Origin of the sequence: Peribacillus frigoritolerans, from assembly GCF_004358755.1 — a bacterium.
In the GTDB taxonomy this organism is placed as follows: domain Bacteria; phylum Bacillota; class Bacilli; order Bacillales; family Bacillaceae; genus Bacillus_P.
The window spans coordinates 768,252-781,155 of the sequence record NZ_SMZY01000002.1 but is presented as its reverse complement, the minus strand read 5'-3'; the positions used below and the strand labels follow the sequence as shown (position 1 = coordinate 781,155).

At 42.7% G+C, this 12,904-nt stretch carries 14 protein-coding genes and 1 riboswitch; of the genes, 9 read left to right on the top strand and 5 right to left on the bottom strand.

Going from position 1 to position 12,904, the window contains the following annotated elements; genetic code table 11:
* The first annotated feature begins 4 nt into the window (after positions 1 to 4).
* Together E2R53_RS11325 and E2R53_RS11320 are read left to right on the top strand one after the other, a co-directional pair.
* A complete protein-coding gene (locus E2R53_RS11325; RefSeq protein ID WP_133311856.1) occupies positions 5 to 247 on the top strand; it encodes a hypothetical protein in 243 nt (80 codons plus the stop codon).
* A 28-nt stretch (positions 248 to 275) separates the two neighbouring features.
* On the top strand, positions 276 to 1,163 hold the full coding sequence (locus E2R53_RS11320) for an MBL fold metallo-hydrolase (RefSeq protein ID WP_133311855.1): 888 nt from the start codon (positions 276 to 278) through the stop codon (positions 1,161 to 1,163).
* Here the strand turns inward: E2R53_RS11320 and E2R53_RS11315 are convergent.
* From E2R53_RS11315 to E2R53_RS11295, 5 genes are all read right to left on the bottom strand, one after another.
* On the bottom strand, positions 1,160 to 1,837 hold the full coding sequence (locus E2R53_RS11315) for a DUF421 domain-containing protein (RefSeq protein ID WP_070878337.1): 678 nt from the start codon (positions 1,835 to 1,837) through the stop codon (positions 1,160 to 1,162). The two genes, E2R53_RS11320 and E2R53_RS11315, sit on opposite strands and share 4 nt — an antisense overlap.
* 106 nt (positions 1,838 to 1,943) lie before the next feature.
* On the bottom strand, positions 1,944 to 2,375 hold the full coding sequence (locus E2R53_RS11310; RefSeq protein WP_133311854.1) for a GNAT family N-acetyltransferase: 432 nt from the start codon (positions 2,373 to 2,375) through the stop codon (positions 1,944 to 1,946).
* Positions 2,376 to 2,897 (bottom strand): YjcG family protein, encoded by a 522-nt coding sequence (locus tag E2R53_RS11305; RefSeq protein ID WP_133311853.1) that lies wholly within the window; start codon positions 2,895 to 2,897, stop codon positions 2,376 to 2,378.
* Between the two features lie 72 nt (positions 2,898 to 2,969).
* A complete protein-coding gene (locus E2R53_RS11300) occupies positions 2,970 to 3,692 on the bottom strand; it encodes an alpha/beta hydrolase (RefSeq protein ID WP_133311852.1) in 723 nt (240 codons plus the stop codon).
* Between the two features lie 90 nt (positions 3,693 to 3,782).
* Complete coding sequence (locus E2R53_RS11295) at positions 3,783 to 4,841, bottom strand: hypothetical protein (RefSeq protein ID WP_133311851.1); 1,059 nt, start codon at positions 4,839 to 4,841, stop codon at positions 3,783 to 3,785.
* A 169-nt stretch (positions 4,842 to 5,010) separates the two neighbouring features.
* Between E2R53_RS11295 and E2R53_RS11290 the strand changes: the two genes are divergently transcribed.
* The 7 genes from E2R53_RS11290 to metC all read left to right on the top strand — a co-directional run bounded on the left by E2R53_RS11290 (position 5,011) and on the right by metC (position 12,893).
* Complete coding sequence (locus E2R53_RS11290; RefSeq protein WP_133311850.1) at positions 5,011 to 5,901, top strand: DMT family transporter; 891 nt, start codon at positions 5,011 to 5,013, stop codon at positions 5,899 to 5,901.
* 226 nt (positions 5,902 to 6,127) lie between these two features.
* Positions 6,128 to 7,216 carry an FMNH2-dependent alkanesulfonate monooxygenase gene (gene ssuD, locus E2R53_RS11285; protein WP_133311849.1) on the top strand — a complete coding sequence of 363 codons (1,089 nt, stop codon included), beginning with the start codon at positions 6,128 to 6,130 and terminating at the stop codon, positions 7,214 to 7,216.
* Positions 7,200 to 8,453, top strand: a complete 1,254-nt coding sequence (locus tag E2R53_RS11280) for an ABC transporter substrate-binding protein (RefSeq protein ID WP_133311848.1) — start codon at positions 7,200 to 7,202, stop codon at positions 8,451 to 8,453. The genes ssuD and E2R53_RS11280 overlap by 17 nt, the downstream gene beginning before the upstream one ends.
* A 59-nt stretch (positions 8,454 to 8,512) precedes the next feature.
* Positions 8,513 to 9,388 carry a carbohydrate ABC transporter permease gene (locus tag E2R53_RS11275; RefSeq protein ID WP_133312262.1) on the top strand — a complete coding sequence of 292 codons (876 nt, stop codon included), beginning with the start codon at positions 8,513 to 8,515 and terminating at the stop codon, positions 9,386 to 9,388.
* 13 nt (positions 9,389 to 9,401) lie between these two features.
* On the top strand, positions 9,402 to 10,211 hold the full coding sequence (locus E2R53_RS11270; protein ID WP_133311847.1) for a carbohydrate ABC transporter permease: 810 nt from the start codon (positions 9,402 to 9,404) through the stop codon (positions 10,209 to 10,211).
* A gap of 86 nt (positions 10,212 to 10,297) precedes the next feature.
* A riboswitch (SAM riboswitch) is annotated at positions 10,298 to 10,427 on the top strand.
* Positions 10,428 to 10,597: 170 nt separating this feature from the next.
* Positions 10,598 to 11,722: a methionine biosynthesis PLP-dependent protein gene (locus tag E2R53_RS11265; protein ID WP_133311846.1), complete on the top strand. Its 1,125-nt coding sequence runs from the start codon at positions 10,598 to 10,600 to the stop codon at positions 11,720 to 11,722.
* The gene (gene metC / locus E2R53_RS11260) at positions 11,709 to 12,893 is read left to right on the top strand and encodes a cystathionine beta-lyase (protein WP_070878349.1); all 1,185 of its coding nucleotides are present in this window, start codon (positions 11,709 to 11,711) and stop codon (positions 12,891 to 12,893) included. The genes E2R53_RS11265 and metC overlap by 14 nt, the downstream gene beginning before the upstream one ends.
* Positions 12,894 to 12,904: the final 11 nt, after the last annotated feature.

Sequence of the window (12,904 nt, the reverse complement as noted above, 5' to 3'; positions counted from 1 at the left end):
GAAGATGAGTTACGTAGCACCAATTCAGTTAGATCAATATGTGCAGTATGCCAACCGGATGATAAGGCACAAGCAGGATTATGCAGAATTATCAAGTGTCACGCGAACCCAGCTTAACACCAGATCAGCTGAAGAAGGAAAGAAATTTGACAGTATGCTTGATCAGGCAAAACGAACAAAACAGGTCAGGGAAATGTATTTAAAAAAAATGACAGGGAATGGGCGTCTGTTTAACGAATCTATTTGAAAAGACTCAGTCAAAATGAGGTTATGTCATGAAAATGATCCAACTAACGGAAAAGTGCTTTTATTTTCAGGGTGCCGTCAATATTGGATATATCAGGAGCGGCAAGTTCGGAATGCTTATTGATGCAGGCCTTGATGCTCAAACAGCAAAAAAAGTCTGCAGACAATTAACAGAACTGAGCTTTCCTTTAACCCATTTATTTATTACCCATGCACATGCCGACCATTACGGCGGTGCAGCATATATTCAAGAAAAGCATCACGTTTATACATTCGCTTCAAAAGAAGAGGCAGCCATTTTAACGAATCCGATATTGGAACCGCTTTACTTATTTCAGGGAAATAAGCCATTGCCAGAACTTCGGAATAAGTTCCTGGAAGCTGCTCCTATTTTGATCGATGAAGAGGCAGCGGAAGGAGAGCACCAATTTGGCGATGTTTTATTTGAATGCATCGCATTCCCGGGTCATAGTCTTATGCAGCTCGGCGTAAAGGCGGACGGCATTTTATTCGCTGCAGACGCCTATTTTGGGACAGCTCAGCTGAAAAAACATAAAATTCCCTACATAATAGATGCAGAAGATACGCTTCAATCTTTAGAAAAACTGTTAACCACCAAATGTCTTGGCGCGGTGCCGGGACATGGAACTTACGAAGAAGCCTTTCAGGAAACAGTCAAGCAAAATTTAGAGTATCATCAGCATGTACTCTCTGTGCTTTATAACATGCTATCTGGCGATTCTCTTACACATGAGCAGATCATTCAAAAAATGTGCCGACAATTTGACGTTAATCCTCCGTCGCTTTCATCTTGGCTGCTGTTTCGGACAGCGATCACGGCATACGCCACCAAGCTTGTAAAAGATAAAAAAGCTCAAATGGTAGTCGAGGATGCCATTTTGTATTTAAAGCGCTAATTCATTTTCTGCAGAAAAAGTCCATCTCCTTCAAGCCATTCAGCGTATAAGACCTCTCTGTAGGTCTTTATATTTTGTTTTCTGAGCTCTGCCTGGAGCCATTCTTCCGAAAATCCTGCTTCTTTCACATTATCCAGCAAGACTTCCCCATCCAGAATCATGGAAAAAGGCAGAATCGCTCTTTTTGGCTCCATTTGAAAGTCGTGCCGAGTCGGGGTATCATACTTTGGCTTTTTTAAAATATTTACTGTCCCGTCAGTTTCCAGAACAGCAAAAGCTACCTCTCTCAGGGAGAATGCGCCTCTTGCCCTTACTAAATGCTGAAGCTGATTGATGTCTAGTTTAGATCCCTTTAAAGCTTCACGTAATATCTCCCCATGATGAATAATAATAGTCGGTCTTCCTTCTAGAAATGCTCTCGTTTTTTTCCACTTTTGTGTAATGATTTCAAGTAGATAAATAAGTGTTCCCCATACAGTGATGGCGAAGAGTATTTTAAGTATGCCGGTATCATCATCAAAAACGGCATTTCCTACAAGCTCTCCAAGTACTAGAGCAGAAATGAAATCAAATGTTGTAATTTGGGTAATTTGCGTTTTACCTAATATTCTCGTTAAGAAAAATAAACCGAAAAAACCGATGATTAAATCAAGACCTGTATATACAAATTCCATAATGTCACCTTGTCTCATGTTAGATGAATTTAGCATGTGCACCTTAGGCTGTTTTTATTGAGAAAGAAAAAGAAGGAAAAATAAAAAGCAGCGGAAATCGCTGCTTTTAGAATTTTATTTCTTTAACCATCGTTACATGCGGAATGCCTGCATCCAAAAATGTTTCTTTTGAAATGGTGTGATAGCCAAGCTTTTCATAGAAAGGCTCTGCATGAGTTTGTGCATTCAGTTTTAACGTCTGCATTTCTTTTGAAACAGCGATTTCTTCAAGCTTTTCCATGATGATTTTGCCTGCACCTTTAGATCGGTAATCAGGAAGCACGCAAATGCGTTCAATTTTGCCGATGCCGTTTAGGATGCGGAAACGTCCTGCGCCGACTGGCTTGTCGCCGTCATATAAAACAACGTGAGAAGCTTCTCTTTCAAATTGATCAATTTCCTCTTCTTCAGGAACTTGCTGTTCTTCTACAAAAACTTTTGTGCGGACATCATAAGCGTCCTGCAATTCTTCGTCTGACTTTACAATTCTTGCGATCACTTACAGTCCTTCCTTTCCAAGCAGAAATGTTTCATATACCGTCCAAGATCCATTTTCCAGCTGATAAAGAAGATGAAAGCGGTCAACGGTTTCTTCGTGCTGAAAATCTGTCATTTTCAGGCGGCCAAGCACATCTGAATGTTCATCGTCAGACAGCTTTTGACCAATCGTGATATGCGGGACAAAGGCATATTCCGGCTCAATATCTGAGAAATATTCGCCGTGCAGCGCATCATACAGATTCAAGATTTCTTCTGTCGGCTCCACTTTAAGATAAATGACATTGTTTACTGGTGAAAAAGAGCTGAATTTTCTAATTGAGAGTGAGAGCGGCTGAATTCTTTGTGCAATCTGTCGCAGCTCTCTTGAAATGTCCCTTACTTGCTCATCTGTCGCTTCAAATGGCTGTTTAAGCGTCAAGTGAGGCGGAATCAATGCATAATTGGGATCATAGCGCTTTCGGTAAGAGTTAGCTGAATCCTGCAGTTTTTTTGATGGAAAAATGGCAATTCCGTACTTCATAAGGGTTCCCTCCCATGTTTAACTATGTATTCATAGTATATCAAAATTTTAGGATTGAAGCATATGAGACCATTAGAACATTGCTTTTAAAATCTTTTTCAGAGACGGCTGCCAGTATGTCCATTTATGATCGCCTTCAAACTCTTCATAAACGGATGGAATACCTTTTGCTTCAATGGCTGCGTGCAGTTCCCTGTTTGGAGTCAGGAAGTCCATTACGGCGCCGTCTGTCGTTTTTACTTCTGTTTCTTTCGTGCCAATTTGATGATAAATCGATAATAAGGCAGGGGAAGAAAAATCCTTCACCATCTGCAGAATAGCTTCATCTGAATATGGTGATTGCATTATGACTTTTCCAAACGTATTCGGATAAGTAAGAGCAGTCATAAAAGATACAGTTCCAGCAAGTGAATCTCCAATCAGAGCCCGTCCGGCACCCATTTGATAGGTTGGAAACTCTTTGTCCAAAAAGGGAACAGCTTCATGAGCCAAAAAGCGAATATAGGCTTTTTGCTTCCGCCCTTCCGGATGATATTTATCACGGCGGTCTTGCACGTCACGATACGGAATTCCGACGATGATCACATTTTCAATTCCTTTCCTGCTTAACAGCTCCTCTGTCTGCCTTGGGATGCGCCCGAGCCTGAAATAATCCTGACCGTCCTGTGCAATGATCAGGCTGTATTTATAAAGAGGCGAATAATTCTTCGGCAAATAAATCAAGAGCGTTACTTCTTCTTCTAATTCCTTTGAATAAAGCAGCGTTTCTTTTACAATTCCTGCTTTTGCTGTCATCACGATACCCCCAAAGATGATGGACGAATCACATCCATTATTAAAAACGCTTCCATTCATTTTAGCATGAATTGCGGCAAAATTCTTGCTTCACGCGCGATTGATTTTTGCCGAAACGTCTGACATAAAGCGGCGGGCTTCATCGGCATTTAGAAGAATGACATTTGCTTTCTTTTTAAATCCATACATGAGCTCTGCGGTTACAGCTTCTGTCAAAACGATTTTAATAGCCGGTTTTTCTTTTATGAAATCAGGCAGACTTAAATCCAGAACGGTTTTTTCTTGATCTCCCGTTAATTTTTCAGGGTAATCATTGTCCCTGATCTCTTTTATTAAGTGAAGCGGAATGGTGACGCGTTTAGAGATTCCAGCCTGAAGGTATAAGCTATGCTCCGTCAGTCTGAACGGAGTCAGTCTTATGGCTTGAAGATCTGCCAGAATAAATAGGAATCCATAGCTGTTTAAAATAAGCAATACCCATGAAAGAAGGGGACTAAACGAATGAAGAAGAAAATGAAATCCAGCTGTTTCAAGAACAATTGCGTGAATCAGCATGATGTTTATGGCAATGACACTTGTTTGATGATGAGCGGTGAAATAAACGCCTCCATGCTGTGGGGCTTTTTTCCGCCAATTGAACAAAGCATAGTAGAAAATGGAAATCTCCGTAAAAACGATATCCATCAAGCGGTTTGAAGGCAAATGCTTTTCAAATGCGGCTTTAGCTTTTGGAAAAAAGAAGGGGAGATCAGTATTCAACTTGTAATCTCCAATGATTCGCGGAAGTTTCTTGAAAAAGAGAATAAGGATCAAAATCTCCGCGAGTAAAACAAGAGCTTCACAAGCAAAAAGCAGCCGCGGTATAAAGGAGAAAGCCTCCATTTGCTGAGCGGGGAGGAGAAAGCGGGCAAATCCATAACCGGCAAGGATGACAGGAACCAGATAGGTAAGGGAGTACCTATTTCTTAAGATAAACAAGTAGGTTAAAAGCGGTATCACAATCACAAAATCAAGCAGAGAACCTAGAGCTGCTCCCTGCGGAACAGGCTGCATGAATGGAAAACGGTAGATTGCGGCATTCGATCCGGCAATGAGAAGAACCAGGGCTGCAAAAAGACCCCATTTTGGCTTTGTTAATGAATGTGTCATTCGATCGCCACCTTTCACTTATAGGATAAATATATCATGAAAATATGTAAAAAAAAGACAGTTGATTTGAACGATTTTTGACAGATTCAGGACGCGGCATAATTCTATTCTTCAGCACATATTCCTTATATGAAGACAAGCCCGATGCGAGGGAGGGGAATGCCTGAAAATGAGGAAATCTGTTCATGTGACAGCAAGTATCTATGCAGCCGTTTCTATTTCTTTCTGGGGAATATCTTTTGTTTCAACGAAAGCTGTTTTAAGTCAGCTAGAACCTTTTACATTGCTTGCTTTGCGCTTTTGCATTGCTGCGGTCTTTTTATTTTTCCTTCTTTTGCTCCTTCGTCAGCCATTTAAAATGAAGATGGTTCATCTTCCGTCCATTTTTATCCTTTCAGTGCTTGGCATCTTTGTTCATCAGGTGATTCAAGCAGCAGCCCTGCAGTCTATTCAGGCATCGCAAGCGGGATGGATCATCTCTTTTTCCCCGATCTTCACAGCTGTTCTGGCCAGTCTCTTTTTGAAAGAAACATTTACGCTTTTTAAAGCAGCTGGCATGACAATTGCGGTATTCGGCGTTCTTTTAATTACTTCATATGGACAAGGCGGGTCTTTAACTTTTCACGCTAACATTGGTTACTTGCTGATGATTTTAAGTACATTAAACTGGGCGGTTTATTCAATTCTGATAAAAAAACTGAAAATTCCATATCCCGCGCTGACAGTTACTTTTTATACATGCTTCTTCGGCTTTATCATGACACTTCCTTTCTTTTTAAGAAATAATGGCTTTGTTCAGATGGCTTACCTGACACCGGAAAACTGGACTCATTTGCTGTTTCTCGGAATTTTTGTCTCTGCAGTCGCATACTGGTTTTGGGGCAAAGCGCTCGAAGTCATGGAGGCAACTAAAGTGTCATCTTTTCTGTACTTTGAACCCCTTGCAACTGTGATTGCAGCAGTCATATTGCTGCATGAACCGATTTTGAAGGCAAGCGTGGCCGGAGGTCTTCTGATTATTGCCGGGGTGATGGTTGTAAACATAAGAAAAAAGGCTTAAAGGAGATTGCATCTTTCTCTAGAATTTTTATAGAGAAGAAATAAATTGACAATCTTGTAAACTCTTACTATGATAAAAATTAATTCTGACTATTCTTATAAGGATAGAGCTGATTGGACAAACCAAAGGCTCCCGCCCGTTTATTTAGGGTGGGAGCTTTTATTTATTTATAGCTGAAGTGCCTATGATCAAGACGCTTTTGCTTTAAAAAATTAGGAGGATGATCATGGAAGTATTCTGGTTTTTACCCACAGCAGGAGACAGCAGATATTTGGGAACAGATAAAGGCAAAAGGGAGGTCACCCCCGAGTATTTGCAGCAGGTGGCAAAAGCAGTCGATACGCTGGGGTTCAGCGGTGCCCTGCTGCCTACAGGGAAAGCATGTGAAGATTCATGGGTCATCGCGTCAAGCCTGATACCCATAACGAAAAGAATGAAATTTTTGATTGCGCTTCGTCCAGGTTTTGTTTCGCCGACAATTGCTGCGAGAATGGCTTCTACATTTGACCGCATGTCTGGCGGAAGACTCCTTCTTAATATTGTACAGGGAGGAGACCCTGTTGAGCTTGCAGGCGACGGTCTTCATCTCGAGCACAATCAAAGGTACGAAATGAGCAATGAATTTTTAACAGTGTGGAGAAGACTGTTTGCAGAGGAGTCCGTTGATTTCAAAGGCAAGTACTTTGATATTGCCGGAGGCGGGATTCATCAGCCGCCGATTCAAAAGCCCTATCCTCCGCTTTACTTGGGAGGAACATCCCCGGCTGCTCACGAGGTAGCAGCTGAACATGTTGATTATTATTTAACGTGGGGAGAGCCTGTGGAGATCGTGAAAGAAAGAATTGCCAAAGTGCGGGAAATTGCACGGAAAAAAGGACGGGAAGTCAAATTTGGCATCAGGCTTCACGTGATTGTCAGAGAAACGGCAGAAGAGGCTTGGCAGGCTGCAGATGGGCTCATTCAACATGTGGACGACAAAGTAATTGAGGAACAAAAAAAGAAATTCGCACGCTTTGACTCTGTTGCACAAAGACGAATGACAGATTTATCAGTCGACAACAGGAATGCCCTTGAAATTGCCCCTGGACTGTGGGCAGGAATCGGACTTGCCAGGGAGGGCGCGGGAACAGCGCTTGTTGGAGATGCGGACAGTGTGGCAGAAAACATGAAAAAATACGCAGAAGCAGGCGTTGATACATTCATAATGTCAGGCTATCCGCATCTAGAAGAAGCATATCGTACAGCAGAGCTGCTGTTTCCAAAGCTGCCGCTAAAACAACATACACAGGAGGTTTCAAATGAAAAAAAAGCTTAGCAGTTACATCGTAATCGGACTTGTTTTAGCCCTCGCATTAATGGGATGCTCATCCAATGAAACAAGCGGAGGCGGCAAGGACGGAGTGACGGAAATCAGCTTCATTCATTGGCGCGGGGAAGATGCAGAAGTGTTTAAAGAGCTGATCAGCAAATTCGAAAAAGAAAATCCGAAGATTAAAGTCGACATGACGATTTATCCTTCGGAAGAATATCAATCTACTGCTCAAACAATTTTAAGAGATGGATCAACAGGAGATATCTTTACTTCGTTTCCGGGTTCTCAATTTGAAATTATTAAAAAAGCAGGACTGTTTGCTGATATATCAAATGAAGAGTTTGTAGGAAAATTCAGTGAAAATCTGATTGAAGCAGGAAAGGCAGATGGAAAACAGCTTGCGGTTCCGCTTCAGCTTGTTTACAACCAGCCTGTCTATAATAAAGGGATCTTTGAAAAGCTCGGACTTCAGCCGGCGAAAGACTGGGAAGGGTTTTTGGCCTTATGTGAAGAGCTGAAGAAAAATGGCTACATTCCAATCGCTTTCCCTGGAGCAGACATTGGCCCTGGCCAATTAATGAACACCATGATGATGAATAACGCTCCTGACGAAGAAATTTTCACAAAACTTATGGCTGGCGATGCAAAGCTTACTGATGAATGGTGGGTCAAAACCCTGTCTCAATTTAAGGAGCTTGTTGATAAAGGCTACATAACCAAGGAGGCTCTTGGAACAAAGCATGACGGGGCGATTGCGTTAATGGCTCAGGAAAAAGCAGCAATGCTTGCAAGCGGCTCGTATGCAATGGCGGGCATTAAACAGCAAAATCCGGATATTAAGCTTCAGCTTCTTGCACCAATCACAGTAGCCGAAAGTGAAGCCAAGTATGAAGGTGTACACACAACAACCTTCATGCTGGCAGTCAACAGCAAATCAGAAAAGCAGGAAGCTGCCAAGAAATTCATCAGCTTCTTGACAGAAAAAGAGAATGCTGAGGATTACGCAAATAAAACCGGGCAGCATGTCACTCTCAATGATGTTGCTTACGAATCTGAAGAGTTAAAAGAAACAGCTGTATGGATGGAGAAGAATACGAGATTTCAGCCGCGCTTCCTGATCCCGAACGCAGATGTGGAAAAAGCAGTCATTGCCTCAATTCAAGCAGTTATTGGCGGAACAGAGCCTGAAAAAGCGGCAGCCGAAGCTCAAAAAATTGTGGATCAAAATTTAAGCAAGTAAGCTGAAGAAGAGGGGGGTACCCCTCTTCTTCTCATCATGAAAGGAGACCATCTCAGGTGCTGAAACATAATAAATCACTCATTCTCTTCCTGATTCCTGGAGTGCTTGTGTATTCCATCTTTTTCATTTATCCGACGCTCAGTGCTTTCTTTTACTCTTTTACAAACTGGGACGGCATTTCTCCTGAATTTGATTTTGTTGCAGTTGAGAACTATATCAATTTAGCAACGAATGATTCTATTTTTGTAAAAGCTCTCGTGAATAACGTGAAGTTTATGCTGTTTGTCGTTATTTTTCAAACTCTGTTTTCACTTGTGTTTGCTCTATTTCTTATTAAAAATACAAAGCAGAATGTCTTTTTCAGAGCGCTCTTTTTCTTTCCGACCATCTTATCATCTGTCTCTGTAGCCTTTATCTGGTCATTCATTTATGATCCCAACCTTGGTTTACTGAAAACCATTCTGACAGGGCTGCAATTGGATTTTCTTGCCCAAAACTGGCTGGGTGATGAGAAGATTGCCATCTTTTCCATTGCAGTTGTGCAAGTATGGTTTCACACAGGTCAAATGATTATTATCTTTATTGCTGGACTGCAAAGCATTCCGGCTGATCTGTACGAAGTGGCAAAAATTGAAGGGGCAAGCCGCCTGCAGACGTTCAGAAAAGTAACGTGGCCGCTTATTGCACCTGCTGCAACGATTGTTGTTGCGTATACAACCATTCAATCCTTCAAAGCATTCGATCTTATTTTTGCGATGACACGGGGCGGTCCGAACTATTCGACCGAAATCATCGCTACGCTGATTTATACAACCGCATTCAGAAGCTTCAAATTTGGTTATGCTTCTGCTGAGTCCGTAATTTTCATGCTTGTCATAGCTGTAATTACCTTTGTCCAGTTTAAAACACTGCGTGCAAATCGCGTTGATTATTAAGGAGGGGCCATAGATGAAGGGAACAAAATACGGTTTGATACTTGTGTATGCGGCCATTATCATCATTCCGATTTTTGCGATTTTTTTAACCACGTTTAAAACCATTTCAGAGATGTATGAAAATGTTCTTGGGCTTCCGGAACAATTCTCCATTTCTAATTACATATCGATTTTCAGGGATCAGTCAATGGGGCTTTATTTTCAAAACAGTTCCATCGTTACATTGATTTCAGTGTTTTTAACCTTGTTTTTTGCCAGTTTAATCGCTTTTTCCATCACAAGAATGGGCGGTTTAGCGGGAGCCATCATTTTCGGCCTTTTCACCCTTGGCATGATGATTCCAGCACAGGTCAATATGATCCCTCTTTATCAATTAATCTTTCAGCTGAAGCTTACAAATAGTCTTATTGGATTAATTGTGGTCAACATAGCTGCAACGCTTCCTGTTGCCGTCTTTATTTTGACTGGATTCATGAAAACACTTCCGAAGTCTCTGTTTGAAGCAGGTTCAATCGACGGTGCCGGAAACTGGCTGATGTACAAAAAGATTGCCCTGCCGCTATCCTTGCCGTCGCTTTCGGCAACAGCGATTTTTCTTTTCGTTATGCACTGGAATGATCTCCTGTATCCCTTGCTCTTTATCACAAAAGATGAGTACAAAACCCTGCCGCTCGCCCTGCTTGAGTTTCAGGGAGAATATATGACTAACTATCCGATGCTCTTTACTGGTGTCATGATTGCCTCTGCACCGCTGATTATCGCCTACATCTTTTTGCAGAAATATTTCATTGCAGGTATGACAGCAGGTTCAGTAAAGGGGTAAGTATTTTTGAAGAAAACTTCTTGCATTTCGGTAAAAAGTGAGTTATGGTTATAAAAACAATCAATTCAAAAAGTTCATACTATTTATTCTTATCCAGAGAGATGGAGGGTTCTGGCCCTGTGAAATCTCAGCAACCGGAAAAGAACGGGGAATCTTTCTGTTCGAACCAAGGTGCTAAATCCAGCAAGCGCAGGTAATAAGCTTGGGAGATAAGGAGAAGCAATCATTCGGGTATCAACGTCTTCTTCTTAAATGAGGAAGACGTTTTTTATTTTTATATTATTGGAATGCAGCCTTCTTGCTGGATTAGATGGAATGGCAGTTATTAGGTTTAAACACACAAATGGAGAAAAACTTGCAGAAACTATTATGGGACGGTGTTGGAAATGTCAGAACGCATTGAAACAATCTTAGCTCAAATTGGAAATCGAAGTGAAAACGCAACGGGAACCGTGAATCCGCCCGTCTATTTTTCTACAGCATACAGGCACAATGGTATAGGGGAGTCTACTGGATTTGATTACGTCCGCACTGGAAACCCGACGCGGCAGATTCTTGAAAAGGCCATTGCAGAGCTTGAGCATGGGGATCAGGGCTATGCCTTCAGTTCAGGGATGGCAGCAATTCAGACGCTTATGGCATTATTTAAAAGCGGAGACGAGCTCATTGTATCCTCTGATTTGTACGGAGGTACTTACCGATTATTTGAACGGGAATGGAGAAAATATGGCCTTGTTTTTCACTACGCCGATTTTAAAGACGAGGACTGTACGCAGCAGCTGATCAATGAACGCACAAAGGCCATTTTTCTTGAGACCCCGACAAATCCTTTGATGCAGGAAACAGAGATCAGCAAGATTGCTAAAATAGCCCGCGAAAACCATTTGCTGCTGATTGTCGACAACACGTTTTATACACCGATTCTGCAAACACCGATTTTAGACGGAGCTGACATCGTGATTCATAGTGCCACCAAATATTTAGGGGGTCACAATGATGTGCTTGCCGGTTTGGTTGTTGCGAAGGGAACGGAGCTGTGTGAAGAGCTTGCCCAGCATCACAACGCAATCGGAGGGGTGCTTTCTCCTTTTGATTCCTGGCTCTTGATCCGTGGCATGAAAACCCTGGCACTGCGGATGAACCAGCATGAGAGAAATGCGGGCCAGCTTGCAGCATTTCTTGAAAATCAGTCTGAGGTGACAGATGTGCTTTATCCGGGCAAAGGCGGAATGCTTTCATTCAGGCTGCAGAAGGAAGAATGGGTGAATCCATTTTTAAAAGCCTTAAAGACGATTACATTTGCAGAGAGCTTAGGCGGAGTGGAAAGCTTTATCACATATCCGGCAACACAGACACATATGGATATTCCTGAAGAGATTCGCGCGGCAAACGGCGTGTGCAACAGGCTTTTGCGTTTTTCTGTCGGCATTGAATTCGCAGGAGATTTGGAACTGGACTTAACACAGGCATTTGAACTGATGAAGGAGGCGGAGAAAGTTGAGCAACGGTGATTGGAAATTCGAGACGAAACTGCTCCACAATCGTCAAAAGGTGCAAAAAGAAACAGGAGCGGTAAGCGTACCGATCCATCATTCCTCTACTTTTCACCAATTTGACTTTGATGACTACGGCAAATTTGATTACAGCAGATCCGGAAACCCGACGCGCGAGGCATTAGAAGAAACCATTGCTGAACTTGAAGGCGGTACAAAAGGATTTGCCTTTGCTTCTGGAATGGCGGCTATTTCAACCTGTTTTTTATTGTTGTCTAAAGGCGACCACGTTTTAATCACGGAAGATGTATACGGCGGAACATACCGGATCATCACAGATGTATTGAGCAGATTCGGCATTGAATACAGCTTTGTCGACATGACTGATTTGCACGAAGTGGCATCGCACATTAAGCCGAATACAAAGGTAATCTATGTCGAGACACCTTCTAATCCGCTTTTGAAAATTACCGACATCCAGGGCATTACGAAACTTGCAAAAGCAAATAACTGTTTAACCTTTTTAGACAATACATTTTTAACACCTGTTCTGCAGCGTCCGCTCGAGCTTGGAGTCGATATCGTGCTTCACAGTGCAACCAAGTTTTTGGCCGGGCACAGTGACGTCCTTGCCGGTCTTGCAGTAGTAAAGGACGCTGAGCTCGCTGCACAGGTTGGAAAACTGCAAAATGCGTTCGGTGCGGTACTCGGGGTACAGGACAGCTGGCTTGTCCTCCGCGGCATTAAAACACTGAACGTCAGACTTCAGCAATCATCCGCATCTGCCCGGAAGCTCGCAGAATACTTGTCGAAGCATAAAGCTGTCCGTCACGTGTATTATCCTGGACTAACGTTCCATCCAGGGCACTCCATTCAGCGCTACCAGGCGGATGGACCTGGTGCCGTGTTATCGTTCACACTGGCTGATGAAGATGCGGTCCGCACACTTGTCAAAAATGTGGAGCTCCCAGTATTCGCCGTCAGCCTCGGCGCAGTAGAATCCATTCTTTCATACCCGGCAAGAATGTCGCATGCCGCTATGCCAAAAGAAGAGCGGGAGCGACGCGGGATCACCGATGGACTGCTGCGCATCAGCGTCGGCCTTGAAGACGCCGACGACTTGATCAAAGATTTTGAGCAGGCCTTGGCGAAGCTGCCTGCGCATGCGCATAATAAGTTAAGAGCTTGATAGAGTTAAGG

Coding starts and splice junctions, on each gene's coding strand:
- E2R53_RS11305 (WP_133311853.1), bottom strand. CDS start 2,897: ATGAAGTACGGAATTGCCATTTTTCCATCAAAAAAACTGCAGGATTCA.
- E2R53_RS11315 (WP_070878337.1), bottom strand. CDS start 1,837: ATGGAATTTGTATATACAGGTCTTGATTTAATCATCGGTTTTTTCGGT.
- E2R53_RS11265 (WP_133311846.1), top strand. CDS start 10,598: ATGTCAGAACGCATTGAAACAATCTTAGCTCAAATTGGAAATCGAAGT.
- E2R53_RS11320 (WP_133311855.1), top strand. CDS start 276: ATGAAAATGATCCAACTAACGGAAAAGTGCTTTTATTTTCAGGGTGCC.
- E2R53_RS11325 (WP_133311856.1), top strand. CDS start 5: ATGAGTTACGTAGCACCAATTCAGTTAGATCAATATGTGCAGTATGCC.
- E2R53_RS11280 (WP_133311848.1), top strand. CDS start 7,200: ATGAAAAAAAAGCTTAGCAGTTACATCGTAATCGGACTTGTTTTAGCC.
- ssuD (WP_133311849.1), top strand. CDS start 6,128: ATGGAAGTATTCTGGTTTTTACCCACAGCAGGAGACAGCAGATATTTG.
- E2R53_RS11270 (WP_133311847.1), top strand. CDS start 9,402: ATGAAGGGAACAAAATACGGTTTGATACTTGTGTATGCGGCCATTATC.
- E2R53_RS11300 (WP_133311852.1), bottom strand. CDS start 3,692: ATGACAGCAAAAGCAGGAATTGTAAAAGAAACGCTGCTTTATTCAAAG.
- E2R53_RS11290 (WP_133311850.1), top strand. CDS start 5,011: ATGAGGAAATCTGTTCATGTGACAGCAAGTATCTATGCAGCCGTTTCT.
- E2R53_RS11295 (WP_133311851.1), bottom strand. CDS start 4,841: ATGACACATTCATTAACAAAGCCAAAATGGGGTCTTTTTGCAGCCCTG.